At 38.8% G+C, this 26653-nt stretch carries 20 protein-coding genes; 13 read left to right on the forward strand and 7 right to left on the reverse strand.

The genetic code is table 11. From position 1 onward, the window contains the following. Nucleotides 1-43: 43 nt before the first annotated feature. Both crtD and SKC36_RS08980 read left to right on the forward strand, forming a co-directional pair. Nucleotides 44-1513 (forward strand): 1-hydroxycarotenoid 3,4-desaturase CrtD, encoded by a 1470-nt coding sequence (gene crtD / locus SKC36_RS08975; protein ID WP_459465653.1) that lies wholly within the window; start codon nucleotides 44-46, stop codon nucleotides 1511-1513. Nucleotides 1514-1535: 22 nt separating this feature from the next. Then, entirely contained in the window at nucleotides 1536-2009 is a 474-nt protein-coding gene (locus SKC36_RS08980) for a DUF4293 domain-containing protein (protein WP_459465654.1), read from the forward strand. Between the two features lie 2 nt (nucleotides 2010-2011). On the opposite strand, the gene SKC36_RS08985 is transcribed toward SKC36_RS08980, so the two are convergent. Next, nucleotides 2012-2980, reverse strand: a complete 969-nt coding sequence (locus tag SKC36_RS08985; protein WP_459453916.1) for a KpsF/GutQ family sugar-phosphate isomerase — start codon at nucleotides 2978-2980, stop codon at nucleotides 2012-2014. Nucleotides 2981-3068: 88 nt separating this feature from the next. Between SKC36_RS08985 and SKC36_RS08990 the strand changes: the two genes are divergently transcribed. The 9 genes from SKC36_RS08990 to ribD all read left to right on the forward strand — a co-directional run bounded on the left by SKC36_RS08990 (nucleotide 3069) and on the right by ribD (nucleotide 15419). Next, nucleotides 3069-5387, forward strand: a complete 2319-nt coding sequence (locus tag SKC36_RS08990) for a RecQ family ATP-dependent DNA helicase (RefSeq protein WP_459465655.1) — start codon at nucleotides 3069-3071, stop codon at nucleotides 5385-5387. Nucleotides 5388-5395: 8 nt separating this feature from the next. Continuing rightward, on the forward strand, nucleotides 5396-6682 hold the full coding sequence (gene purD / locus SKC36_RS08995) for a phosphoribosylamine--glycine ligase (RefSeq protein WP_459465656.1): 1287 nt from the start codon (nucleotides 5396-5398) through the stop codon (nucleotides 6680-6682). A gap of 24 nt (nucleotides 6683-6706) precedes the next feature. Then, entirely contained in the window at nucleotides 6707-8113 is a 1407-nt protein-coding gene (locus SKC36_RS09000; protein ID WP_459465657.1) for a PSP1 domain-containing protein, read from the forward strand. Beyond that, entirely contained in the window at nucleotides 8088-8573 is a 486-nt protein-coding gene (locus SKC36_RS09005; protein ID WP_459453912.1) for a gliding motility lipoprotein GldH, read from the forward strand. The genes SKC36_RS09000 and SKC36_RS09005 overlap by 26 nt, the downstream gene beginning before the upstream one ends. Before the next feature lie 4 nt (nucleotides 8574-8577). Next, entirely contained in the window at nucleotides 8578-9060 is a 483-nt protein-coding gene (locus SKC36_RS09010) for an Lrp/AsnC family transcriptional regulator (RefSeq protein ID WP_223144158.1), read from the forward strand. Between the two features lie 72 nt (nucleotides 9061-9132). Further along, nucleotides 9133-10230, forward strand: a complete 1098-nt coding sequence (locus SKC36_RS09015; protein ID WP_459453911.1) for an efflux RND transporter periplasmic adaptor subunit — start codon at nucleotides 9133-9135, stop codon at nucleotides 10228-10230. A gap of 59 nt (nucleotides 10231-10289) precedes the next feature. Next, a complete protein-coding gene (locus tag SKC36_RS09020) occupies nucleotides 10290-11285 on the forward strand; it encodes a glycosyltransferase family 9 protein (protein WP_459453910.1) in 996 nt (331 codons plus the stop codon). Nucleotides 11286-11293: 8 nt separating this feature from the next. After that, complete coding sequence (locus SKC36_RS09025; protein WP_459465658.1) at nucleotides 11294-14398, forward strand: efflux RND transporter permease subunit; 3105 nt, start codon at nucleotides 11294-11296, stop codon at nucleotides 14396-14398. Beyond that, a complete protein-coding gene (ribD, locus tag SKC36_RS09030) occupies nucleotides 14391-15419 on the forward strand; it encodes a bifunctional diaminohydroxyphosphoribosylaminopyrimidine deaminase/5-amino-6-(5-phosphoribosylamino)uracil reductase RibD (RefSeq protein WP_459465659.1) in 1029 nt (342 codons plus the stop codon). The genes SKC36_RS09025 and ribD overlap by 8 nt, the downstream gene beginning before the upstream one ends. Here the strand turns inward: ribD and SKC36_RS09035 are convergent. After that, nucleotides 15411-16733 carry an Nramp family divalent metal transporter gene (locus SKC36_RS09035; RefSeq protein WP_459465660.1) on the reverse strand — a complete coding sequence of 441 codons (1323 nt, stop codon included), beginning with the start codon at nucleotides 16731-16733 and terminating at the stop codon, nucleotides 15411-15413. The two genes, ribD and SKC36_RS09035, sit on opposite strands and share 9 nt — an antisense overlap. A 129-nt stretch (nucleotides 16734-16862) precedes the next feature. On the opposite strand from SKC36_RS09035, the gene SKC36_RS09040 reads away from it, so the two are divergent. Next, nucleotides 16863-17525, forward strand: a complete 663-nt coding sequence (locus tag SKC36_RS09040) for a metal-dependent transcriptional regulator (RefSeq protein WP_459453906.1) — start codon at nucleotides 16863-16865, stop codon at nucleotides 17523-17525. Between the two features lie 20 nt (nucleotides 17526-17545). Here SKC36_RS09040 and SKC36_RS09045 read toward each other — a convergent pair whose 3' ends face one another. The 4 genes from SKC36_RS09045 to SKC36_RS09060 form a co-directional block, all read right to left on the reverse strand. Beyond that, the gene (locus SKC36_RS09045; protein ID WP_459453905.1) at nucleotides 17546-20485 is read right to left on the reverse strand and encodes a DEAD/DEAH box helicase; all 2940 of its coding nucleotides are present in this window, start codon (nucleotides 20483-20485) and stop codon (nucleotides 17546-17548) included. Nucleotides 20486-20594: 109 nt separating this feature from the next. Then, nucleotides 20595-21422, reverse strand: a complete 828-nt coding sequence (prmA, locus tag SKC36_RS09050) for a 50S ribosomal protein L11 methyltransferase (RefSeq protein ID WP_459453904.1) — start codon at nucleotides 21420-21422, stop codon at nucleotides 20595-20597. Nucleotides 21423-21426: 4 nt separating this feature from the next. Further along, on the reverse strand, nucleotides 21427-22374 hold the full coding sequence (locus SKC36_RS09055) for an MlaD family protein (RefSeq protein ID WP_459453903.1): 948 nt from the start codon (nucleotides 22372-22374) through the stop codon (nucleotides 21427-21429). 8 nt (nucleotides 22375-22382) lie between these two features. Next, nucleotides 22383-23183: an N-acetylmuramoyl-L-alanine amidase family protein gene (locus SKC36_RS09060; RefSeq protein ID WP_459465661.1), complete on the reverse strand. Its 801-nt coding sequence runs from the start codon at nucleotides 23181-23183 to the stop codon at nucleotides 22383-22385. Between the two features lie 162 nt (nucleotides 23184-23345). Here SKC36_RS09060 and SKC36_RS09065 point away from each other — a divergent pair, with 162 nt between their 5' ends. Further along, nucleotides 23346-26063 (forward strand): putative LPS assembly protein LptD, encoded by a 2718-nt coding sequence (locus SKC36_RS09065; RefSeq protein WP_459465662.1) that lies wholly within the window; start codon nucleotides 23346-23348, stop codon nucleotides 26061-26063. Here the strand turns inward: SKC36_RS09065 and msrA are convergent. Further along, nucleotides 26060-26617, reverse strand: a complete 558-nt coding sequence (gene msrA / locus SKC36_RS09070; protein WP_459453900.1) for a peptide-methionine (S)-S-oxide reductase MsrA — start codon at nucleotides 26615-26617, stop codon at nucleotides 26060-26062. The two genes, SKC36_RS09065 and msrA, sit on opposite strands and share 4 nt — an antisense overlap. Between the last annotated feature and the right edge of the window lie 36 nt (nucleotides 26618-26653).

Consider the following 26653-nt stretch of genomic DNA (forward strand, 5'->3'; position numbering starts at 1 on the left):
TGTCCTTTTAATAAGTTAAAACCGTTTGAGAAATATCATGCCTATGAAACAAGTTGGGGTTGTTGGATCGGGAATAGGAGGAATTGCTTTTGCGATTCGTATGGCTTGTTTAGGACATCAAGTTCAAGTATTTGAGGCCAATTCTTTTCCGGGTGGCAAATTATCTGAGTTTCAAATCAATGGTTTTCGTTTTGATGCAGGACCATCCCTGTTTACCCTGCCCCACTTGGTGGATGAACTTTTTACCTTAGCTAAAAAAAATCCGAGAGACTATTTTAATTATGTTCGTTTACCTGAGGTTTGTCGATATTTTTGGGAAGACCAAACCCGACTCGTAACTCTGGAAAATCCGGCGGATACGGCGCATGAAATAGCCAAAAATTTAGGTGAAAATGAGAAAAATGTACATGATTTCATTTTGGGTTTGCAAGATAAATACCAAATCATTTCAGAATTATTTCTCGAAAATTCTTTGCACCAGGCAAGCACTTGGTTGAGTAAAAAAGCTTGGAATGGCTACCTAAATATACCCCGATTGGGTATGTTTTCCACCATGCACCAGGCACATAAAAATCGATTTAAAAACCCTAAAACGGTTCAATTATTCGATCGTTATGCCACCTATAATGGCTCAGATCCTTATCAAACACCCGCTACTTTGTCGATTATCCCCCATTTGGAATATAACATTGGGGCATTTTTTCCCAAAGGGGGCATGATTGCGATAACTCAATCCTTGGTTCAATTAGCTAAAGATTTGGGCGTACAATTCCATTTCAATGAAAAGGTAAATCAAATAGTTTGCGAAAATAACCGTGCCGTAGGCCTTGAAACGGAAAAGGGCTATTACCCTTTTGACATCCTAGCGAGCAATATGGATATTCGCCCATCCTACCAACAATTACTCAAGGATCAAATTCAGCCAAAAAGGCTCTTACAACAAGAAAAATCAAGTTCCGGAATCATATTTTATTGGGGTATGAATAAAAAATGGTCCGAATTAGGCGTACATAACATTTTCTTTTCTGACCAATATCAAGAAGAATTTAAAGCTCTGTTTGTAGACAAAACCTTGTCGGATGACCCCACTGTTTATCTCCATATTTCATCCAAGGTAGCCCCCGAAGACGCCCCAGAAGGTGGAGAAAATTGGTTTCTATTAATCAATGCTCCAGCTAATCAAGGCCAAAATTGGGATGAATTACTGCGCTTAACGCGAGAACGAGTGATTCAAAAAATCAATCGGGCATTAGGTGAAGACATACGTCCTTACCTCGTAGTTGAGGATTATTTAGACCCCAGAAGGATTGAAGAACGCACCTCCTCTTCTGGTGGGGCGCTTTACGGTAATGCGTCTAATAATCGATTTGCCGCTTTTTTACGTCACCCAAATTATCGAAGTGCCATTAAAAACTTATATTGGATTGGAGGAAGCGTACACCCAGGAGGAGGAATTCCCCTTTGCTTATCATCTGCCAAAATTGCTTCCAAGCTTTTTCAAGAAAATGCTTAATTTCGCATAAAATTGACATATCATGATTCAAAGACCCCAATCTATTTTTTTACTAATTGTTATCATTGCAGAAATACTGGTAATAGCTGGCTGGCCATTGTGGACCAAAACAGGTATGTCTGGTGAGACGGCCCAGGTATTTATTTCTGAATGGACTTCACAAATTCAAGGCAAATCCCAAGTGGAAGCGAATTATATTCCTCTGGTTTTGGTATTGATTTCTATTGCTTTAACGGCATTTATTTTGTTCCAATTTAAGAACAGAATGCGTCAAATGGCCTTGGGATTAGTCAATTCCATGTTGATAGCAGGAACCATGGGATATAGTTTCTATACGATTTACAAAAAAACCATTCCATTGTTTAACCCAGAAATGCAAGGCGCTTACGACCTAGGTTTTTATGCCCTCATAGTGGCTTTATTAGCCAATATGATTGCCAACAGATTAATTAGAAAGGATGAAATGTTAGTTCAATCCTCCAATCGAATGCGTTAAAATTAAACGATTCCCTCACGTAAAAGGTCGTGGAGATGTATGAATCCCACGGCCTTTTCCTTTTCTAAGACTACAAGCTGGGTAATATTTTTTTCTTGCATCAAAGCCAATGCTTCTGTGGCAAAAGCCTCGGATGAAATGGTTTTTGGATGGGAATTCATCATCTGAACAATCTGAATATTGGCCCAATCTTGCTGTTTTTCTAACATTCTACGAACATCACCATCCGTTATAATTCCCAGTAAATCCCCCTTTTCATTCATAACGGTAGTGGCCCCTAAGCGCTTGGAGCTTATTTCATGAATGGCTTCTTGAATAGAGGACTGAGGTAAAATGCTAGGAAACTCATGTTGAGGATAAATATCTGCGACTTTTAAATACAAACGCTTACCCAAGGCACCTCCAGGGTGATATTTAGCAAAATCTTGGGAAGTAAAGCCTTTACATTCTAACAAACAAACAGCCAAGGCGTCTCCTAAAGCTAGGGCTACCGTAGTGGAAGTAGTGGGGGCCAAATTCAATAAATCTGCTTCTGATTCGGCTAGTGCGTGAAGAACAAAATCAGATTGTTGGCCTAGATAAGATTGTTTATTGGAAACCATGGCAATCAAGGGAACCCCCAATCGCTTAATTAAAGGCACTAAAACTTTTATTTCAGGGGTGTCTCCAGATTTAGATATACAAATCACCGAATCTCCACGTTGTATCATTCCCAAATCCCCATGGATAGCATCTGCTGCATGCATAAACAAGGCAGGGCTACCCGTGGAGTTTAATGTAGCAACAATTTTCTGAGCGATTAAAGCTGATTTACCAATGCCCGTAAAGACTATTCTTCCTTGGCTAGCCAGTAAATGTTCCACGCAAGCTTCAAATTCAGAATTTATGGCAGCACTAACTTGTAAAATAGCTTCTGCTTCTTGGGTTAAAACTTTTTTTGCTGTGGATTGAATATTTTTGTTTAATTTCAATTTTAGTAGAATTTGAGTAGACAAAGTTAATTAACTATGTACGATTATTTCTGCTACATTGTGAAACATACCAGTAGTTCCTAAAATTATGCCCATTCAAATTTCCAACGATACGTTAAAGGAGCATCTCAAGAAGACCTTTGGATTTAGCCAATTTCGTGGAGAGCAGGAAGCTATCATCCAAAATACGCTTCAAGGGAATAATAGCTTTGTGCTTATGCCTACTGGAGCAGGGAAATCCCTATGCTACCAACTTCCGGCCATTGTCATGCCCGGAACAGCCATTGTTATTTCTCCTCTAATTGCATTGATGAAAAATCAAGTTGATCAAATGATCGCATTGGGTGTCAATGCTCAATTTTTAAATTCGTCACTTACCCGTGCAGAAATGAATCGGGTGAAAAACGAAGTATTGAGTGGGGAGGTGAAGTTATTATACATCGCTCCAGAATCTTTAAATAAGCAGGAGAATCTCAGCTTCTTACAACAGGCCAATATTTCATTTGTAGCCATCGACGAAGCACATTGTATTTCCGAGTGGGGGCACGACTTTAGGCCTGAATATAGAAAAATACGTGCCATCATTGAATCAGTCGACGAAAAATTACCCATCATCGCGCTGACAGCCACTGCTACGCCCAAGGTGCAGCTGGATATTCAAAAAACATTAAATTTAGAGGATGCCAAGGTGTTTAAATCATCTTTTAACAGAAAGAATCTCTACTATGAAATTCGCTCTAAAAAGGATATAGACAAACAGCTGATTCGTTATATCAAAAGTCATTCTGGAAAAGCAGGCATCATTTACTGTTTGAGCAGAAAACGCGTGGAGGAGATTGCCGATTTATTACATGTAAATGGCATAAAAGCTCTTCCTTATCATGCTGGACTAGATCCCGCGGTTAGAATGGCGAATCAAGAGTCATTTCTTAATGAGGAAGTTGAAGTGATGGTGGCAACCATTGCCTTTGGCATGGGTATCGACAAACCTGATGTGCGTTTTGTCATACATTATGATGCCCCTAAATCTTTAGAAGGATATTATCAAGAAACGGGTAGAGCAGGAAGAGATGGTCTAGATGGTACTTGTATCTTGTTTTATACCTACGATGATATCCTAAAGCTCGACAAGTTCAACAAAGACAAAGCTGTTTCTGAAAAGGAAAATGCCAAATTATTATTGGCTGAAATGGTTTATTATGCCAATTTAGGTGTCTGCCGAAGAAAACAATTACTTAATTATTTTGGGGAATATATGGCGGAGAATTGTGGCTTTTGCGACAATTGCCTCCACCCAACTCCAACCTTCAAAGCCGAAAGCGAAGTTGTATTAGTATTACAAGCCGTTCAAGCAACAGAAGAGAAGTTTGATGCCGAACACATAGCCGACGTTTTAGAAGGCAAAGTGAACCAATACGTACAAAGTTATGATCACGATAAATTACCTGTTTTTGGAGCAGGTAAGACCGTTTCTTGGAATGCGAAAGCAGTAGACGAAGATGATGATGACGACAATGAGGAAGAGGATGAGGAAAACCCAAGCCCTAAAAAGCCGAAACTGAAAAAGAAATCCCAAAAGGAAAATCATTCAGACGACGAGAAATCACCTTGGATTTCTTTCATCAAACAAATCACCATTCATGGCTACTTGGTCAAAGACATTGAGAACTATGGTGTTTTAAAATTAAGTGAAAAGGGTCTCAACTTCATTCAAGATTCTTATCCAGTAACTTTCTCCAGAGACCATGACTATGAGAAAGAAGCTGAGCCTGATGAAAATGATGAAATGAATGCAGGAGTAGGTGCCAAAGCCTATGATGATGCCTTATTTGAACTACTAAAAAACTTACGTAAGAAATTAGCCAAGGAGAAAAACTTACCTCCTTACGTGATTTTCCAAGATCCATCTTTGGAAGAGATGGCGACAACTTATCCTAGTACCCAAGAAGAAATGGCTCAGATCAACGGAGTCGGGATGGGAAAAGTAATCAAATTTGGAAAGCCTTTCTTGGATGTCATTAATCGTTATGTAGACGAAAATGAAATTGAAACGGCCCGTGAAGTGGTCGTTAAATCCACTGTCAATAAATCTAAAATTAAGATATACATCATTCAACAAGTAGATCGTAAAATAGATTTGGATGATATCGCCTATCAAAAAGAATTAAGTATGGCGGAATTAATCGAGGAGATTGAAGCCATCTGTTATTCTGGAACAAAACTGAATTTAGATTATTACATCAATCAGGTAATAGAACCCGATAAGCAGGAAGAGATTTATGATTACTTCTTAAGCTCTGATACCGATAACATTACGGAAGCCTTAGACAATTGCAATATTGACGACGTCAGTGAGGAAGAGTTGCGTTTAATGCGAATCAAATTTTTAAGTGAACTAGCCAATTAACGAATATTATGAATGTATTACTTTTGGGATCCGGAGGACGAGAACATGCATTTGCCTGGAAAATATCCCAAAGTCCTTTATTAAGTCAATTATACATAGCTCCAGGAAATCCTGGAACAGCCCAATTAGGCATTAATTTGCCATTTGGTTATGCTGATTTTTCAGCGATTGTGGATGCCATTAGAACTTATCAAATTGAATTAGTTATTGTGGGTCCAGAAGAACCCCTAGTTAAAGGAGTTCGTGATTTTATTGAATCTCAAGAAGATTTACAACATGTGGGAATCGTTGGGCCAGGGGCTTTAGGTGCCCAATTGGAGGGAAGTAAGGATTTCTCAAAGAACTTCATGAAGGCTCATGGTGTTCCTACAGCCGCATCCAAAACATTTACCAAAGATAATGGAGAAGAAGGCCTTGCCTATTTAGCCACACAGTCGCTTCCTATCGTATTAAAAGCAGATGGTCTTGCGGCAGGTAAAGGAGTAATCATTGCTCAAAGTCATGCAGAAGCAGAAAAAGCTTTCAAAGAAATGATCTATGATGCCAAGTTCGGAGAAGCCAGCTCTAAAGTTGTTATTGAACAGTTTCTGAGAGGGATTGAGCTATCCGTATTTGTATTAACTGATGGTGAAAACTACGTGGTATTACCTGAGGCTAAAGATTATAAGCGAATTGGCGAAAATGATGAAGGCTTGAATACTGGCGGTATGGGAGCCGTTTCACCTGTCCCCTTCGCTACGGAAAGGTTCATGGAATTAGTTAAGCAAAAAGTCATTGAACCAACCATACAAGGACTTAAATCAGATAACATACCCTATCAAGGTTTCATCTTCATTGGTTTAATGAATCATGAAGGAGAACCTTATGTGATTGAATACAATGCCCGTATGGGAGACCCTGAAACAGAAGTAGTATTGCCAAGAATCGAATCAGATTTCTTATCTTTGCTTCTTGCGGCTGCTCAAGGGAAATTAAAAAACGAAAATTTACAAATTTCTAACCAATATGCTGTGACTACCATGGTGGTAGCTGGTGGTTATCCTGAAGATTATCGTAAAGGAGACATCATGACCGGCATAGAGAAAGTAGAAGAAGCCCTAGTATTTCATGCTGGGACCCGTGAGCAAGACGGACAAATTGTTACCTCGGGAGGCCGGGTAATGGCCTTAACCGGCACTTCAAATACCTTGGAAAGAGCCATCCAAAAATCTCAAAAGGCGGCTCAAACCATCCAATTTGAGGGTAAAAACTTTAGACGAGATATTGGTCTCGATGTATTACGATATAAGTCGTAAGGAGACCGATTGACACATATACTTATGGCATGTAAATCGTGTTCAACTGGATCATGTGGATCCAAGGCATCAGCAGAAGGAGCAGTTTCTGGCTGCCAAAGCAATGGAAGTTGTGGTACTGGTGCTTGCAATAAAATGAACGTTTTTGACTGGCTGTCCGACTTGGATGTGCCTCAATTTCAGCGTTATCATGTAGTTGAAGTTAAATTCAAAGCAGGAAGAAAAGAATATTTTCGCAATCCCAATCAATTAGCTTTACATACCGGAGACTCTGTCATGGTAGATTCATCTAGCGGTGTACAGCTGGGTGTAGTTTCCCTACAAGGTGAACTAGTACGCTTGCAATTATTAAAAAAGGGGATTAAAGACGACGATAAACTCAAAGACATCCTTCGCATAGCTACTGAAAAAGATGAAGAAAAACATCGTAATTCTTTAGAAAGAGATTTACCTACCCTATATCGTACCCGACAAATCATTGGTGATTTGAAGTTGAACATGAAACTTTCAGATGTTGAGTTTCTTTCTGATGGTACTAAAGCCGTATTTTATTACTCTTCTGACGACCGTGTTGATTTTAGAGAGTTAATCAAATTATTGGCGAACGAATTCAAAATCAGGGTGGAAATGAAACAGATTTCCCTTCGTCAAGAAGCCGGCAGATTAGGTGGCATTGGCGTTTGTGGTAGAGAATTATGCTGCTCTACTTGGTTGACTGACTTTAAAAATGTTACCACTTCGGCGGCTAGATATCAAAACCTTTCCCTGAATCCTGTGAAGCTAAGTGGCCAGTGTGGTCGCTTAAAATGCTGTCTCAATTATGAATTAGAGACCTACATGGATGCCTTGAAGGAAATCCCGACCATAGAAGGCCGCTTAAAAACCAAGCGTGGAGATGCTATTTTACAAAAAACAGACATCTTTAAACGAATGATGTGGTTTGGCTACGCTGGAGAGGAATCCATTTGGATACCTGTGACCTGTGATCGTGTTAAGGAAATCATTGACCTAAATAAAAAAGGCATCATTCCTGATTCATTTGAAAATCTGGACCCAGATGTACCAGAGGTAGAAAAGCCTAAATTGTCTGAATTAAATTCCGATTTGGAAAGAATGGACAAAAAATATGGAAAAGGGAAACCTAGTGGACCTCGTTCAGAAAATCAGCGAAGAAATAATGGAGAGCAAAAAGCCCGTAACAATTTCCAAAAAGGAAATAAAGGACCGGGAAATAACAATCCAAATAAACCGCAAAATAAACAGGAAGGCCCTAAAGTTCGTCCAGAGAACAGCGTAAAACCTCCTGTGATCAATACCCCTGAGGGAGGAGAAAATACAGGTGAGGCTACTCCAAAGCCATTTAAAAAGAAATTCAAAAAGAAATTTAAACCCAGACCACCTAGAAATGGCCCTGAGACGCCCACTGCTTAAATTCTTTCTGTTACTTTTTCCCTTGAGCATTTTAATCGCATGTCAGGGAGATCAAGTATTTGACCAAACTAGCAAAATGGGAGAGCAAGGCTGGTCACAAAAAAATCAGGTTGTTTACCCATTTGAAATTAAAAACTTGGATCAAACGTATAACTTGTATATGGCTTTACGTCAATCGAATGATTATCCTTTCAACAATTTTTATTTTGTTCCCAAGCTAATAAGCTCCGACGGCAAAGTAATTAAACAAGCATTGGCTGAGGCCATTTTATATGATCCAAAATCAGGAAAAGCCAAAGGGGAAGGCCTTGGGGATATCTACAGCCATAAATTTTTGATTTTTAAGCAATTAAAATTCCCTAAAAAGGGGAAATACAACTTGTCCTTATCGCATGACATGCGAACAGATACCTTAGCTGGTATTATTTCTATCGGTGCATCCTTAGTCCCTAATCCATAGTCACATGTCTAAGATTGATGATATTGATAAACAAATTCTAGCCTTTTTACATGAAGATGCCTACATGTCCAATAAAGACATGGCACAGCGACTAGGCATGAGCCCTACTCCTATCCACGAGCGTATCAAGCGCATGGAAAAAGATGGAGTGATCACAGGATATAAAGCCACCATCAATCCCAATAAATTAGGTAAATCATTAACCGTATTTTGTGATATTTCTTTAAAAGAACATGCAGCAGAATATCTAAAACAATTTGAAGAGGATGTGATGAATCTATTAGAGGTGCAAGAATGTTACTGCGTTTCAGGGCATAGCGACTTTCTACTTAAAATTGTGGTGGCAGACATGGATGAATACCGTGATTTTATCTTGCATAAACTGGCGAGCATCAAAAATATTGGTAACGCCCAAAGCCACTTTGTGATGAATCAAATACAAAATGAAAGCATTTTACCTTGGTTAAATCAAGAAAAAACTAGATAAACCTATAAATTGGGGTAGATGCACCAATAAAATTACCTAACTTGAATAATTAACATCGTTTGAATTGACCTTATGAACAAGATTACAAAAACAATCGTCAGCCTATTAGTAATCGTTTTGATATTAGGCATCGCCTTTTACCCCAAGGTAAAAAAGACTTTTTTTGCTGAAAAGAAGGAAGAAGGTAAAGAAAAAGGTAAAGGTGGCCCTGGAGGTGGTAAAGGTGGTAAAACTACCGTTGTGGTTATGGTCGTTAAAGCAACTCGACTAGACGACATGATCAATTCCACAGGTAGTATTCTTCCCAATGAAGAGGTTGAAATCCGTTCAGAGATTGCAGGAAGAATTAATCAGTTAAATATCAAAGAAGGAGATGTGGTTCAAAAAGGAATTATTCTTTTACATATCAATGATGATGATTTACAAGCACGTTTGAAAAAACTAGGCTACAATAAAAAATTAGCTGAAGATAATGAGGCTCGCCAAAAGGTCTTACTTCAAAAAGAAGCGATCTCACAAAGGGAATATGATATTGCCGTAAACTCGGTTAATACCATTTCGGCTGACATTGAAGATTTAAAAGCACAGATTTTAAAGACAACCATCCGTGCTCCTTTCTCTGGAACCATTGGATTTCGCTATGTAAGTATGGGAAGTTATATTTCCCCAACCACTAGAATTGCTACATTAACTAATACGAATCCAGCTAAAATTGAATTTTCAATTCCAGCCAAATATGCTTCTCAAATTCGTAAAGGAAATACCATTGAATTTATCACGGAAAATGAATCAAAAACCTATGCTGGTAAAGTATATGCGATTGACCCTAAAATAGACCCTTTGACGCGTACACTTCAAATTAGAGCCTTATCACCAAACCCTGGTGGTGTTTTAGTTCCAGGTGCATTTGCGAAGGTTAACCTAATTTTAAAAACCAAAGGTTCAGCTATTTTAGTACCCACTGAAGCCGTTGTTCCTGAATCAAAGGGGAGCAAAGTTTATGTGGTAAAAAATGGCAAGGCCGTTTCTACCAAAGTAGAATTGGGTACACGTGGAGAGAGAAACGTGGAAATTTTATCGGGACTTTCTATTGGAGACACCTTAATTACCAATGGTATCATCCAAGTTAAACCAGACGGTGAAGTGGATATTAAAGAAGTCGTTCAATAAGACAAAAGATGCCCAGCATTTACCTAAGTACAGCTCTTTGGCAATATAAATTTCGCAAAATGGGATACTTATTTGCGGGTTTAAAGGCCTATATACAGCTATGTACTTGGGTCATGTTCCAGCGCATCCTACATCCTTCAAGACCCATACTAGGCGTTTTATTGGCTCAGCACTTGGGTGATATTGTCGCATCTGAACCTATCATTCCCGCTTTGTTAAAGAAATATCCTCAAGCCAAACTTGTGTGGATTATTCAAAAGCATTTTAGACCTCTGTTAGAACAGCATCCGGATATATTCCGCTTGGTGTCGGAAGAAAATATGCTGAGTAGCTACTTCTTAACGAAGTGGAATCCTTTCCATCATTTTTTTAATCTTCACTTAAACGAATTACGAAAAGATCCTTTCTTTCATATTCCTTTAGAGAATGACACGGCAACTAAGCTGGGTATTAACATTCATAATTATTATTCCAAGCATAATTTATTAGAGAATTTCTCCCAGCTAGCCAGATTAGGTTTAATAAAAGGCCAGCCCACCATTTATTTGCCCAACAAAAAATTCAATCTCCCATTTGAAGGAAAATATTGGCTTATTCATCGCATTTCCAATGACCCATGTCGGGAGTGGACTGATCAAAATTGGTTAAAACTCATTCAAGCAGCTATTCAGGAATGGGATGTTAATATAGTAGAAATTGGGACAAGTCAGGGCCTTGATTTTGAACATCCAAAATTCCTTTCCTTGGTTGGGAAAACCAGTGTAGAGGATAGTTTATTTTTAATTAAATCTGCGAGCTTTTTTATTGGTATTGACTCTGGTCCAACCCACTGTGCCAACGCATTCCAAATTCCTGCCTTGGTTATGTTGGGAGAGTTTGCCGACTTTAAGAAATACATGTCCTATTCAGGGGCATATCAGCAAAATACCTTGGCTAATCTGGTATACAATGAACAAGGACCAGCAAAGCAATTAAGTTTTGAGGAAGTTTGGAATAGGCTTCAGCAGAGCATAGAATTACATCATATCACTCAAGAAATACCAAATCATAACTAATATAAATTATGGCCTCTCTATCAGAAACCAGCATTAAACGACCGGTATTATCCATTGTAATGTCCATCACCATCATTGTGTTTGGAATCATTGGATATACATATTTAGGTGTTCGTGAGTTCCCTTCTGTGGACCCTCCGGTGGTAACTGTTCAGACTTCCTACACGGGAGCCAATGCAGACATTATTGAATCTCAGATTACTGAACCTCTAGAAGAATCCATCAATGGTATTGCTGGGGTTAGAACCTTAGCCAGCTCAAGTCGCGATGGGCGCTCCAGCATCACGGTAGAATTTGATTTGGCCGTAAATATTGAAGATGCCGCCAATGACGTTCGTGACCGTGTATCGAGAGCCATGGCTCTTTTGCCAAAAGATGTGGACCCTCCAGTAGTAGCCAAAGCGGATGCCGATGCGAACCCAATCTATAACATTAATATCTTCTCCAAAACGAGAGGTTTATTGGAATTGAATGAATTAGCCACCAGAAATGTAAAAGAAAAGTTTCAAACTATTCCAGGCGTTAGTTCGGTACAAATGTGGGGTGAGAAGAAATATGCCATGCGTATGCATATTGACCCTGAACGTTTGGCTTCCTTCCGCTTAACAGCCCCTGATATCGTTTCAGCTTTAAGTAAACAAAATATCGAGTTGCCTTCAGGAAGTATTGAAGGTGCGAATACTGAATTAACAGTAAGAACTCAAGGAAGAATGACTACGGTGGAAGACTTTAACAATTTGATTATTAAAGAACAAGATGGCCGTTCCGTTAAATTTTCTGATGTAGGCTTTGCCGAATTATCCCCTGAAAATGATAAGACATTCTTCAAACGTGATATGACACCTATGATTTCAATTGCGGTAATTCCTCAACCTGGATCAAATCAAATTGAAATTGTGGATGCCATCAATAGAAAACTACCTCAAATTCGTCAAACATTACCACCAGACGTTGAATTAAAAGAAGGATTCGATAATACGAAATACGTACGTAAATCTTTGGTAGAGGTAGAGGAGACTATCTTAACAGCCATTTTATTGGTAACCATTATTATCTTCTTATTCCTACGCGATTGGCGATCAACCTTGATTCCACTTACGGCCATTCCCGTCAGCTTAATTGGTGTATTTTTCTTTATGTACCTGGTCGGTTTCTCGGTCAATGTATTAACCTTACTGGGAATTGTATTATCCATTGGACTAGTAGTAGATGATGCCATTGTTGTATTAGAAAATATTTATTCCAAGATAGAAGATGGCATGACGCCTTGGAAAGCAGCCCTAGAAGGCTCCAAAGAGATTTATTTCGCTGTTATTTCCACGACCATCACCTTAGCTGCTGTATTCCTACCCGTTATTTTCTTACAAGGTATTACTGGTCGTTTATTCCGTGAATTTGGTATTGTGGTAGCAGGATCTGTTATTATTTCAGCCTTTGTATCGCTGACACTAACCCCGATGTTAAGTTCCAAATTATTGAAAGGCGGACATCATAAACCTTGGTTTTACCGAGTTACAGAGCCATTTTTTGTTTGGTTAACAGCCGCTTACCAAGGATCCTTAGAATCATTCTTGAAAATCCGATGGATGGCATGGGTGATTATGTTCTCTTTGTTTGGTATCATTTATACCCTATTTAAATACGAAGCCATTCCTTCAGAATTAGCCCCATTGGAAGATCGCGGTGCTCTGAGAATTAGTTCTACCGCCCCAGAAGGAGCCACTTTTGACTATATGTTAAACTATACCGACAAAATGGCTAAGTTTTTAATGGAGACCATACCTGCTAAAGAACGCTATGCTATTTATGCCATTACCTCGCCACCTTTTGGAAATGGAGCAGCCAATACGGGTAGTTTCCGTATACTTTTAGGTGATCCAGAAAAGAGAAGAACGCAACAAGAAATTGCGGATGAATTATCACCTAAAATCAAGAAATTTACTGGTGCTAGGTCTAACCTGATTCAGGAGCCTACGCTTTCTACCGGACAGCGTGGTGGTGGAGGTTTACCCATTGCCTTCGTAGTTCAAGCACCAAATTTTGAGAGTTTGAAAAAAATCATGCCTCAATTCTTGGCGAAAGTACGTGATAATCCAAAATTCGAAACATCTGACGTCAATTTGAAATTCACGAAACCGGAGTTACGTATTGAAATAGATCGTGCTAAGGCTCAAAACCTAGGTATTGCCATTCAAGACATTGCTCAAACCTTACAGCTTGGACTTTCAGGTCGTAGATTTGGCTATTTCATCATGGATGGAAAGCAGTATCAGGTAATTGGTCAAATTGATAGACCTCAACGAAATGACGTAAGCGATCTAAAATCCCTGTATGTAAAAAATAACCGAGGAGATTTGATTCAATTAGATAACTTAGTCAAAATCACCGAACAAAGTACACCACCGCAGCTGTACCGTTACAACCGATATGTAGCAGCTACCGTACAGGCCCAAATGGCCAAAGGGGTAACTTTGGGAGAAGCCTTAAATGAAATGGATAAAATAGCAAAAGAGACCTTGGATGTATCTTTCTCAACAGCTTATGATGGACAAAGTAAAGAGTTTAAAGAGTCTAGTTCTTCTTTATTATTTGCTTTTGCCCTTGCGATTTTATTGATATATCTAATTCTTTCGGCGCAGTTTGAAAGCTTTGTAGATCCTCTTATTATCTTGTTTACCGTGCCATTGGCAGTAGCAGGAGCATTATTGACCTTATGGGATTTTAGCCAAACTCTGAATATTTTCTCTCAAATTGGTATCATTGTTCTCATCGGTTTAGTTACCAAAAATGGTATTTTGATTGTGGAGTTTGCCAACCAAAGAAAAGAAGCTGGCTCAAATAAAATGCTAGCCGTTCAAGAGGCTGCCATAGCACGTTTCAGACCTATTTTAATGACCTCACTTTGTACCATTTTAGGTATCTTACCTATTGCCCTTGCCCTAGGATCTGGTTCTCAAAGCCGTGTTTCTATGGGTATTGCCGTAGTAGGTGGTATGTTATTTTCTACTACCTTAACCTTGTACATTATCCCAGCTATTTATAGCTACATGTCTAGTAATCTAAAACACCAAGGAGAAAAAGAAGAAAGCCCTTCTTTGGTAGGCCATGAATAAACACGAGGTTTGGATGCAACGTGCCCTGGATTTATCCCTTTTGGGAGCAGGGCGTGTTGCTCCAAATCCTTTAGTGGGTTGTGTCATTATTAAAAATGACCAAATCATAGGAGAAGGGTGGCATCAGGCATACGGTCAAGCGCATGCAGAAGTTAATGCCATACAATCCTTGGCACATCAAGAAGATGCCCAAGGTGCTTCGGTGTACGTCAGCTTAGAGCCATGCTCTCATACAGGTAAAACTCCTCCTTGTGCCGATTTATTAATCAAGTCAAAAGTCAAGGAGGTTTTCATTTGTAATTTAGACCCCAACCCGCTAGTTGCAGGAAAAGGAATCGAAAAATTAAAAGCAGCCGGAATTCAAGTTGAACAAGGTATTTTAGAAGAAAAAGGTGGAATTATCAATCGTCACTTTTTTACTTTTCACCAAAAAAAACGGCCTTATATCACCTTAAAATGGGCGTCCTCTTTAGACGGGTTTATTGCCCAGGAAAATGGAAAACCTGTTACTTTTTCAAATAAGCCAAGCCAGACCTTAGTACATCAAATGCGTACTCAACACCAAGGTATATTGGTTGGAGTAAATACCATCATTCAAGATAATCCCCAATTAAATGTCCGCTTATGGACAGGCAATAATCCCATCCGTATCGTTTTAGATCCCCATAATCGTATTCCTAAAAATAGTCAAGTCTTACAAGATGGTCAGCCAACTTGGATTTTTACACAAGATGTTCAAGTAGATGATGGCCCTTATCAATGGTTTGCTCTAGGAGAAAACTATCAAATAAAGGATATATTAAACCTAGCTTATGCAAAAGGGTTAATTTCTATTTTAGTAGAAGGGGGCACAAAGACCTTAATGGCTTTTCTGCAAAGTGGCTTGGTAGATGAAGTTTGGAAGCAAGAGAAAAATATCTTACTTGGGAAAGGTATTCCAGCACCAAATTATAAGCTAACATGGGGGAATGGCAGAACAATAGGAGAAGATAATGTGTGGTATCAAGCTGATTTAAGCTAGACCAAATATTTGCAACAATAAATAGGCATTCAGGCCTAAAATCACTGCACTAATTAACCAAGAAAGTAACGTTAACCACTTAGGATTTACAAATTTCCCCATTTTTGCTTTATCACTGGTGAACCAAACCAGAGGTATTACCGCAAAACTTAGCTGCATCGAAAGGACTACTTGAGAAAAGACCAATAATTCACCAATCTTGCTATCTCCCCAAATCCACGTGATAAAAAAGGCAGGTAATATAGCCAACATGCGGGTGATTAATCGCCGCAGCCAAGGTGCTAACTTTAAATCAATAAAACCTTCCATGACAATTTGACCAGCTAATGTACCCGTCAAGGTTGCATTTTGACCTGATGCTAATAAAGCTATGGCAAATAAGGCAGATGCCCATTGACTTCCCAGTACCGGATCAAGTAATTGATAAGCATCCCGTATATCAGCGACATGCGGCATACCATTGATATGAAAAGCTGATGCCGCTAAAATTAAAATTCCTGCATTAATAAAAAAGGCCAAGCCCAATGAAAGGGTAGAATCAATCGTAGCGAATTTGATTGCCTTGGTCTTATCTGATACTGTATGTGCAAAGGCCCTTGTCTGTACAATACTGGAATGTAAATAAAGATTATGCGGCATTACGGTTGCCCCTAAAATACCAATGGCCACATATAGCTGACTAGAATCCTGAAATATAGAAGCTTGCGGAATAAGCCCTTTCATTACACTCGATATATCTGGTTGAGAAAGTAGCAATTCATATCCAAAACAAAGAGAAATCACGGCTAATAAAGACATGACAATAGATTCCAGCACCCTGAAGCCACGGTGCTGGAAGTATAGAATTAAGAACACATCTAATATGGTAATGAGTATACCATACAGAATTGGAATGTCAAAAAGCAAATTTAATGCAAGAGCTGACCCAATTACTTCAGCTAAATCGCAAGCTACAATTGCTAATTCGCAGAGTACCCATAGAAATATGGCTACTGGCTTTGAAAAAGCTTCTCCACAAGCCTGAGCTAAATCACGACCTGTAGACACTCCTAGTTTCAAAGCCAAATGCTGTAATACAATGGCGAATAGACTAGAAATAAAAATAACCGACAATAGTGTATAACCGAATTGAGAACCTCCCGCTAAATCAGTAGCCCAGTTCCCCGGATCCATATATCCTACTGCCACCATAAATCCAGGGCCAATAAATGCTCGCAAATTTTTCCAGAAGCCGGGGCCAGAGTGAATGGGAATACTTCCGTATACCTCACTTAATGACCGCGTCTTACCTTCTGACCGCCAAGCGTTTGACATAGATGAATAGTTTGATTACGAACAAATATAGATAAGAATTACGAGCAAACAAAAATATTTTTTAGTCAAGACTAAAAATTTATTTTATGTTTCATTTTGTGTACTTTTATATTGGCTTAAATCAAAAAAATGGCAACATCATTCGCGGAAGAAAATTACCTAAAGATTATTTATCGATTGTCAGAATCGACTTTAGAAGACATTTCGACCAATGCTGTGGCTGAATTAACCCAAACCAAGGCTGCCTCTGTGACCGATATGCTAAGAAAATTAGCTGAAAAAGGTTGGGTAAACTATCAAAAATACCAAGGTGTGAGACTCACGGAGGAAGGAGAAAAAATAGCCTTATCCATCGTTAGGAAACATCGTTTATGGGAGGTTTTTTTGGTAGAAAAAATGGGATTCAATTGGGATGAGGTACATGAAATCGCAGAGCAATTAGAGCATATTGAATCAGAGGCATTAATCAATAAATTAGACGAGTTTTTAGATTTTCCAAAGACTGACCCACATGGTGACCCGATACCTAATAAGGAAGGTATTCTTCCCGAATTAGGTTACATGCATCTTTCAGATTTAAAGGAAAACAAAGCTTGTGTTTTGATGGGTGTTGCCAAGGATTCCGCTGTTTTTCTTCAATTATTAACGCGCCTGCATTTAAGCCTGGGAGCCAAGCTCATCGTCAAAGAAATCAATCCATTTGATAGGTCAATATCCGTATCAATCAATGAATCGGGGCCCGTTTTCATTAGCCACGAAGTTGCCAAAAATATTTTGATTAAAATGGCTTAGCCAAAATTGAGCACGGATTTTTAACTCAATAAATCCAAAACCTCATCTTCGCTTAGATTGCGAAGTATACCTTCATCAGAAGTCACCAAATCATTGGCCAGGTCTAATTTTCGTTGTTGGAGCGCAAGAATCTTTTCCTCTACGGTTTGTTTTGAGATAAACTTATACGTAAATACCGTCTTAACCTGCCCAATTCGATGGGCACGGTCGATGGCTTGGGCCTCGGCTGCAGGATTCCACCAAGGATCAAGTAAGAAGACATAATCAGCTGCCGTTAAATTTAATCCTACTCCACCTGCTTTTAAAGAAATCAAGAATACGGATTGTCCGTCTACTTTTTGAAAGCTCTCTACTTGCCCCTTTCTATCCGAAGTACTTCCATCCAGGTAGGCATATTTAATATTTCTCTCATCCAAGGCTTTTTTGATCAATGCCAAATGCTGGACAAATTGACTGAAAATCAATACTTTATGATGCTGCTCTAATACAGTTTCCAATTTCTCCAAAACCGCTTCCATTTTTCCAGAATCACCTTGATAGCCTTCCTCGCATAGGGATGGGTGATTGGCCAATTGACGTAATTTTGTCAATCCTTGTAAAACAGAAAATCTTGATTTTTGTAAACCTTCATCTTTGATTTGTTTCAATAACACATCACGGTAAAAGGACTTAGTTTTATCATATAAGCGTTCCTGCTCTTCGGACATTACACAATAGGTAACCGATTCCATTTTAGCAGGTAAATCCGCCGCAACTTGTCGTTTTTCCCTTCGTAATAAATAAGGCTTAATTAAAAAATAAAGGCGTTTTTTCTTTTCAGCATCCGCTTTCTTTTCAATCGGCACTTGAAATAAGTCCTTAAAATATCGTTGCGTTCCCAAAAGACCAGGATTCACAAAATTCATTTGTGACCATAAGTCCATGGTTGAATTTTCCAAAGGAGTCCCCGTCATCACAAGACGGTATTTAGCTGAAAGTTTCTGAACCGCTTTGGTGATATTGGCTAATGGGTTTTTGATGGCCTGTGATTCATCCAAAATCACATAACTGAAGGATTGCTTCTCGAACCAATCAATATCAGAGCGAACCATACCAAAAGAACAAAGTATCAAATCCACCTTGCCTAATTGGGCTTGTAGCTTTTCTCTTTGAGGACCACTGTAAACCAACACCCTTAGTTGAGGCGTAAATTTCTTAGCCTCCATTTCCCAGTTGTATAGCAAGGAAGTAGGCATGACTAATAAACTAGGAAGCGTTTCTCCTTGCTCTTTTAAGCTCTGCAATAAACACAAGGTCTGCACGGTCTTACCTAGACCCATATCATCAGCTAGGCAGGCTCCAAGGCCCGCTGCTTGGCGGGTCCGCATCCAACGGTAACCGTCCATCTGGTAAGGCCGTAGGGTACCTTTAAATTGTTTGGGAACTGGAAATTCTTTGGTCTCTAATGCCAAATCCGTTATGGTCTTACTGCGCAAAGCCGTTTTGACCAAATCTTGATTTTCCCATTCTTGTACCAACTGAAAATGTTGCCTTTTCAAATAAACCCCATCTTCCCCAGGTCGAGTCTCCGAAAAGTAGAAAAGGTCTTGGTAGTCGTGGAACCAATTATCTGGTATAATGGCAATGGATCCATCCGGTAAATGAAATTCTTTCTTTTTCTGTAATATCAATTGACGAATCTTCAAAAAGGGTATTTGGAATTCCCCAAATGAAATTATCGCTTGAATATCAAACCAATCTAGTTTTTCTCCGATTCTAATCTTTATTTCTGGCTTGCCTAAGAAATAGCGAGGTGCTTGGCCATCGCCTTTAAACTGAACACTAAATCCTGCCTGATCCAGAGCGGCCTTATTTAAGGTCAACCATTGAACAGCCTCTCCCCTAGAAAGCATGGCTTTCCCATCTACTTCAATTTGCAAGCCCAAAGACTTCAATTGTTGATACGCTCTTTTTTCTTTCGTTAAAGAGCGCATGATTTTTTGAAATGCGTAACTATCTCCCTTTTTCTCAAACAGGACATTAGCTTCCGAACCTAATCCGTCCCATGGAAAACGATTATTTCCATATTGAAATGACAAAACAAAATTCCAGCGATCAGCAGCTTCCAAGGCAGCAGATTTTTTACTTGGGACCTTTTCCTCTTCTACTTTATTAACCACTGGCCCATAAGAGAGCAAATACTGACAATTTTTCTCGGTATTAAATATCTCAAACCCTTTAGCGTGTACGGGATACCTGGCTACCATCGCTTTTACAAACTTTCGGAAGTAATCTTCCTCCATGTTTTTAGGAATCACGACAAACTTCTTATTCAAGAATGGGCGTAGCTTTTTACCTTCTAATGCAGGTTTAAAATGGTATAACTTTTGATTCAATAGCATCCATGCTGGCTCATCACAAAGCACCATGGCGTCTTTATATTGAAATTCTAATTTATTGCCAGCATATTTTAAGGTTGGGAAATAGTGTGTGTTTTCCTCATTCCTCATAAAATGGAATAAAACTTCTACCGGCTCTGGCTGAATCTGAACATGCTGACGCATGGGATTACCATCATTGCCCATAATGAATAAGGTTTTATCTGGGCAAATCAGTTCGAAAACCTGACCTCGTTTTTTCTCAACCACACTCAATACCGCTTCCTGAATTTCCTTCTCCCCCTTTTCTGCATCAAACGTTTTTAAATAAAATTCTTCCATCGTTTTACGTTTGGAAGTATTAAATTTTTCAAAAATAGCAGCGGGCTTCATCCCCTCGATTAACTTCACAGCTTGCTCATCACGCTCATCTAAGCCATGAGCAAATTCATGAAAGTTACGGGTAGTTAAGGTTTGATATTCCCAGGTTAATTGAGATTTCTCATTTAACTGCACCACAAAGACCTCGAACAAATAGCCGAGGCATTCATGGGATAATAAGGAATACATTACCTGAAAAGGCTTACTGGGTGAAATCTTCATGTACTAGTAAAGCACTCGAATGCACGAGTTCTTAGAGTAAAACCTTCAAAAATAAGGTTTTTAAACGAAATACCGAAAAAATATAGGCTAATATTAGAAAACTACAAAATTAAAGCTTTCTCAAGTGCAAGCAGGTCCAGCGATTCTTCTCCCTTTCAGAGATAAAGGAAAGCCCTGCTTCAGAAGCCTCCTGTAATAATAAAAGAACATCCTCTTGGTAGAAACCGCTTAAAAGTAAATGACCTCCCGATTTAATTCTCAAGGCATATTCTGACATTTCATCCAGGAGAATATTACGATTAATATTTGCTAAAAGAACATCATAGGGCTCGGGAGATTGGTCACGAATTGTTCCCAAATCAAAGCGAATATCATTCAATCCGTTCAAGGAAGCATTTTCAATGGAATTTTCAACAGACCATTCATCCACATCAAATCCATTAACTGGCTCAGCTCCTAATTTCCTAGCCACAAAAGCCAATATCCCTGTTCCCGTTCCTGCATCTAAAACAGATTTACCCTCCAAATCCAGCGTAAATAAAGCCTCCACCATTAAACTCGTGGTTTCATGATGACCCGTTCCAAACGACATCTTGGGATTAATCACAAGTTCCATTTGATAGCCTGGCTCTGATTCATGGAAACTAGCCCGAATGAAAAGTAAATTAGAAATTCGAATGGGATCATAATTACTTTCCCATACATGATTCCAATTTTGCTTTTCAATGCGTCCCATTTCCACCTCTATGGGCCCGATGGCTTGATAGCGAGAAATTAATTCTTGAAATTCTTCTTCATGAAATAGTGCTTCAGGACAATAGGCAAAAAAACCTTCTTCTGTATCTTCAAATATATCAAATCCTATTTCACCTAATTCGGCCAATAAGATATCCCTCAATTCAGCAGATGCTGAAATTCGCGCTTGAATGGTTGCCATATTATTAATTACTTGGAGGGGTATCTTTCTTTCCAAAAACGGAAATATTGACATAACGCTTAGGTTTCAAGCGAAAGTCAATCAATAATTTATCTAAATCCAATAAAGTCTTGTTTAGACCTACATACAGACTATCATTCTTTAAAAACTTCCCAGCAGTACCTTGGCCCTTTTCCAAGCCAGAAACGATACGCTGTATAGATGCTACAGCCAAATTAGCCTCATGTAGTGTTCTTCCCACTTGTAAGGCTTGAAGTGAATCTGCCACGGTATTGAATTTGACTAAAATAGGTTTTAGTTGTTTTTCCGTTTCGATGAGACTTTGAGATAAAATCTTCATGTTCGCAGAAATCTGTGCAACATTATTCCGATTTTCCTCTACCATCCCATTGACAGAACCATTGATTCCCTTAACGGTGCTATTGGAGCTTTTAATTAATTCATTTAAATAAGAGCCCGTATGTTCAAATTTCTTACTGATTTGTCGGAAAGAAATCAACAAGGAGTCGGCATTTTCAATTACAGGAATAGCCCTTTCCTTCAAAAGTGAGGTAACTCCTTTCTCCAAAGATCCCGGAATGAATGATTCCTCGGCTAGGGCCCCTTTACCTGCAAATTCCAAACGAATGATTTTACCCCCCAAGAGGGCTCCATCCATTAAAATAGCTTCTGTTTTATCGGGAATGACTAAATCTTTGGCTAAACGAAGCGTTACTAAAATTTTATTCCCTTTTTCGGGCTGCAAAGTGACGGATTTGACCTTTCCAACTTCAATACCGTTCACCATTACTTGATTGGAAACCATTAATCCATCTACATTGTCATATTCTATATAATAGATCCTAGACGAAGAAAAAACATCATTTCCCTTCAGAAAATTAAAGCCAAAATACAGGATTAAAAAGGCTATTAAGGCCAAAAACCCAACTTTTAATTCATTACTTTGAAACATGTCAGAATCTATTTTTCGATTTCTTCCTTATACTTTTTAAATGCGCCTACTATGGCATCTGCTACTTCTGATTGTCCCTTTTCCGAATTCAAATAACCTTCTTCTTCCGGGTTAGTTAAAAATCCTGTTTCAATCAAAACACTGGGCATGGCTGTTCTCCAAATAACTAAAAAGCCAGCTTGCTTCACACCAAAGCTCTTTCTATTGTAAACTTTGGCAAATTGCTCTTCTACTTTGGAGGCAAATTTAACGGAAGATGCCATAAAGGCACTTTGGTAATTGGCCATCATAATATGAGCAAGTGGAGAATTAGGATCAAAGCCATTATAGGTTGTTTGATAATCTTTCTCTTGCAAAATAACGGAGTTTTCTCGCTTGGCTACGTTCAAGTTACCATCCGTTTTATGTAATCCCATGGTATAGGTTTCGGTTCCATAAGCAGCTTTATTGGGTGCCGCATTACAATGAACAGAAATAAATAAATCAGAGCGATTTCGATTGGCAATGTTTGCCCGTTCATTCAATTCAACAAAATCATCAGTGTCGCGGGTATAAACCACTTTCAGATCGGGAAATTCAGTCTTTAATTTTTTCCCCACTTCTAAAATAATTTTCAAGGTCACTTTACCCTCTTGTGCTCCTTTCGGGCCTAAACAACCTGGGTCTTTTCCCCCATGACCAGCATCAAGACAAATCGTTTTAACCAAGTTACGCTTAGCAGAACGAGTAGGCTCAGGTAATCTTGGTATGGCAGCAATTAACAAGCATGTTAAGGCAAAACCAACAAAAGCTCTAAGAACTGTAAACATTATTTTAATGAATTAGACGTAGGTAAGTCGCAAAGATGTAATTTTGTATGCTTATACAAAGACAAATATAATTTTTAAATTCCATCCTTCGTTCATTAACATGCGAATTTATCAGCAATCCCATGATGATAACCGTATTTTGAACGATGAACCAGCGCAGATTTGATAAAGAATTGCATCTATTTTCTTTTCGTTTTTTCGATTTTATCCGGCATAGGTCTTCCCAAGGTTTATGCACAACGAATCGTTCGCGCTGATACTATTCAAAAAAGTATCCCAAAAGATACCGCCAGCAAGAGTCAAGATTTACAAACAACGGTATTTTATTCTGCTGTGGATTCAACGGTATTAGATGCTGACCAACAAATTGTGAATTTGTATGGAGGTGCTAAAGTCAAATACGGCAATATCAGTTTAGAGGCCGAGTATATTCGATTGGATTGGGCTAAAAATGAGGTGTATGCCAAGGGTAGCTATGACTCCACAGCTAAAAAAATGATGGGCCTTCCTGTCTTTACTCAAGGCAGCGATAAATATGACTCCGATGAAATTCGCTATAATTTCAAATCCAAAAGAGCCGTTATCAAAGGAATCGTTACCCAACAAGGAGAAGGCTTTGTTCAAGGAAAAAATGTCAAAAAAGACGAGGAGGAAAATCTTTATATCCGAAATGCCATTTATACTACCTGCAACTTAAGTCATCCCCATTTCAACATTAGGGCGAGTAAAATTAAGGTTGTAGGCAAAAAAGAAATCATCTCAGGGCCCTTTCACTTCGAACTTAACGATATTCCTTTACCCATTGGTTTACCCTTTGGATTTTTTCCCTATTCTCAGCCAAAAGAAGCAGGTAAATCAGGCATTCTGATTCCGACTTATGGTGAAGAGCCTTCTGGAAGAGGTTTTTACCTGCGTGACGGGGGCTATTACTGGGCGGCAAGTGAGAATATTGGAGTCCGTTTCACAGGGCAAATTTATTCCAAAGGAGGATGGGGTTTAGGAGCAAACTCCCAATACAATAAACGCTATCGATATACTGGTTCATTTAATTTAGCCTTAAATCGAAATAATTCTGGCTCAGAGTTTAACCCTAGCACACGGACGGACTTTGCCTTACAGTGGTCTCATAGTCCAAGAAGTTTAGGTAATTCTAGCTTCTCTGCCTCTGTGAACATAGCATCCAATTCATACAATCAATTCAACACCTTTAATACCCAGCAATACCTTTCTAATACCATCGGCTCATCTGTGCAATACACCAAATCCATTGGTCAAAATTTTAGAAGTGGTATTAGTTTACGTATCAACCAAAACACGACTACCCGCGTATTTGATGCAGGGACAGATTTCAATTTAGGTCTTAACCAATTTCAACCTTTTAAGAAAAAGAATGCCATAGCCGATCGCTTCATCGATCAGTTTAGAATTGGTATGGACTTTTCTGGAACAGTAAGTTTAACGAACCAAGTTTCTGATTTATATACTCGATACGAATTTGATGTATATCCCCGTGAGTCCAATAGCCAACGTGGTATAATTCAAAAGCCATTTATACCCAAAAATGCAGACGACTTGCCTCCTGGGGTGATTCCTTTGAATGGAAGCACTTTACCATTGTTGTTGGAAAAAGCACAAACTAAATTCAATTATAGCATTCCTTTGTCTTTACCCAACATTAAAATCAATCCTTACATTAACCTAACACCAGGTATTTCTTGGTCTGGGAACATGTACACGCGTTCGTATAAATACACGTATATGCCAACAGATTCTACCGTAAGAATCGATACGGTGGGTGGTTTGCCGAAATTTAGCTCACAAATATCCTTTTCAGCTAGCATGAATACCCGTGTTTACGGAACCATGCGCTTTTCCAAAGGTCGACTGCAAGCTATTCGCCACACCATGGCACCTAGTGTAAGTTTGAGTTATACGCCAGATTATTCCGATCCTACCTATGGATATTTTCAAGATGTTCGAATCAACAATAGAAAGTTTATTAATACGAATGGTGAAGAACAGGTTGGAGATATTAGAAGAATTAGCACCTTTGACCCAAGGCAACTTAGTTATGGAGGAGCCTCAGGTAGTATCAGTTTTGGTATACAAAACACCTTGGAAGCTAAACTAAAAACGAAATCTGACACAGCTACAAAAGAGTCCGAGAAAATCAATATACTGGACAATTTTGGCATTAATGGAAGCTATAATCTACTAGCCAAAGAATTTAATTTATCTAATTTGACCTTTAATGCTAACTCGAGAATCAAGCAATTTGACATCAATATTGCTGGAAATTTAGACCCCTATTTATACGTTCCAGATCAGTCTTTTGCCGTGGTAGGTAGAAGAACTCCGGATTTAATGGTGGCCAAAGGAGAGGGCTTTGCCCGTTTACAATCCTTTAATCTTTCGATTGGAAAGAGGTTTGCACCTGCCAAAGGCCAAGGAGAAAAAGTAAGTAAAAATGCCACGGAGGCACAGCTAAAACAAATCAATCGAAACCGAGATGATTATGTGGATTGGAATATTCCTTGGTCCTTTTCATTTAGTTATCAGTTTAGCATGAACCGAGCAGGATTGGCACCATCACAAAATATCAGTGGTCTAACTTTCCAAGGAGATTTAAGCTTGAGTGAAAAATGGAAGTTCTCCTTTAGCTCTGGTTATGACTTTAAATACAATGGTCTAACTTATACCAACGTATCCGTACACCGTGATTTACACTGCTGGGAACTCAATTTCAACTGGACGCCCATTGCTAGCCCCTTCTACGGAAGAGCAAGTAACTATTCATTTGATTTGCGCGTAAAATCAAGTTTACTTCAAGAATTAAAAATCTCTAGAAGAAGAAGTTTTTACGATAAAGGAGGATTTTAATTTAATTTATCTTTAAAAGCCTTAAGGAATTTATCCATTTTAGGCTTTATGACAATTTTACAATAAGGCTCCTCGCCATTCTGATTAAAATAATCTTGGTGGTAATCCTCAGCAGGATAAAAAGTACTTTCTGCTACAATCTCTGTTACAATTGGATTGGGAAATACCTTTTTGGCATTCAAATTTTGCTTCCATTGTTCAGCTGCCGCTTTTTGTTCAGGAGTATGGTAAAAAATCGCAGAACGATACTGAGTCCCGACATCCGCTCCTTGTCTATTTAAGGTCGTAGGATCATGGGTTTGCCAAAATATTTCAAGTAAAGTTTCAAAAGAAACAATCTTTGGATCATAGCTTAGCTGGCAAACTTCAGCATGGCCAGTTAACCCTGTACAAACATCACGGTAGCTTGGGTTTTTCATTTTACCTCCCATGTATCCAGAAACAACCTTCTGTACACCTTTAACCCGTTGATACACCGCTTCTACACACCAAAAACAACCGGCCCCAAAGGTAATCGTTTCTAATTGCGCATTACTTGTTTCTACTTTTGTCATTTTTGTATTTAATTTATCTTTTGTAGCGTTTCCACA

Source organism: Aquirufa sp. OSTEICH-129A, from assembly GCF_054558355.1.

Excerpts from the sequence above, each read along its gene's own strand:
- SKC36_RS09055 (WP_459453903.1), bottom strand. The coding sequence starts at position 22,374 with ATGTTTCAAAGTAATGAATTAAAAGTTGGGTTTTTGGCCTTAATAGCC.
- SKC36_RS09000 (WP_459465657.1), top strand. The coding sequence starts at position 6,707 with ATGGCATGTAAATCGTGTTCAACTGGATCATGTGGATCCAAGGCATCA.
- SKC36_RS09045 (WP_459453905.1), bottom strand. The coding sequence starts at position 20,485 with ATGAAGATTTCACCCAGTAAGCCTTTTCAGGTAATGTATTCCTTATTA.
- crtD (WP_459465653.1), top strand. The coding sequence starts at position 44 with ATGAAACAAGTTGGGGTTGTTGGATCGGGAATAGGAGGAATTGCTTTT.
- SKC36_RS09015 (WP_459453911.1), top strand. The coding sequence starts at position 9,133 with ATGAACAAGATTACAAAAACAATCGTCAGCCTATTAGTAATCGTTTTG.
- SKC36_RS09060 (WP_459465661.1), bottom strand. The coding sequence starts at position 23,183 with ATGTTTACAGTTCTTAGAGCTTTTGTTGGTTTTGCCTTAACATGCTTG.
- msrA (WP_459453900.1), bottom strand. The coding sequence starts at position 26,617 with ATGACAAAAGTAGAAACAAGTAATGCGCAATTAGAAACGATTACCTTT.
- SKC36_RS08990 (WP_459465655.1), top strand. The coding sequence starts at position 3,069 with ATGCCCATTCAAATTTCCAACGATACGTTAAAGGAGCATCTCAAGAAG.
- ribD (WP_459465659.1), top strand. The coding sequence starts at position 14,391 with ATGAATAAACACGAGGTTTGGATGCAACGTGCCCTGGATTTATCCCTT.
- SKC36_RS09040 (WP_459453906.1), top strand. The coding sequence starts at position 16,863 with ATGGCAACATCATTCGCGGAAGAAAATTACCTAAAGATTATTTATCGA.
- purD (WP_459465656.1), top strand. The coding sequence starts at position 5,396 with ATGAATGTATTACTTTTGGGATCCGGAGGACGAGAACATGCATTTGCC.
- prmA (WP_459453904.1), bottom strand. The coding sequence starts at position 21,422 with ATGGCAACCATTCAAGCGCGAATTTCAGCATCTGCTGAATTGAGGGAT.
- SKC36_RS09020 (WP_459453910.1), top strand. The coding sequence starts at position 10,290 with ATGGGATACTTATTTGCGGGTTTAAAGGCCTATATACAGCTATGTACT.
- SKC36_RS08980 (WP_459465654.1), top strand. The coding sequence starts at position 1,536 with ATGATTCAAAGACCCCAATCTATTTTTTTACTAATTGTTATCATTGCA.
- SKC36_RS09025 (WP_459465658.1), top strand. The coding sequence starts at position 11,294 with ATGGCCTCTCTATCAGAAACCAGCATTAAACGACCGGTATTATCCATT.
- SKC36_RS09010 (WP_223144158.1), top strand. The coding sequence starts at position 8,578 with ATGTCTAAGATTGATGATATTGATAAACAAATTCTAGCCTTTTTACAT.
- SKC36_RS09035 (WP_459465660.1), bottom strand. The coding sequence starts at position 16,733 with ATGTCAAACGCTTGGCGGTCAGAAGGTAAGACGCGGTCATTAAGTGAG.
- SKC36_RS09005 (WP_459453912.1), top strand. The coding sequence starts at position 8,088 with ATGGCCCTGAGACGCCCACTGCTTAAATTCTTTCTGTTACTTTTTCCC.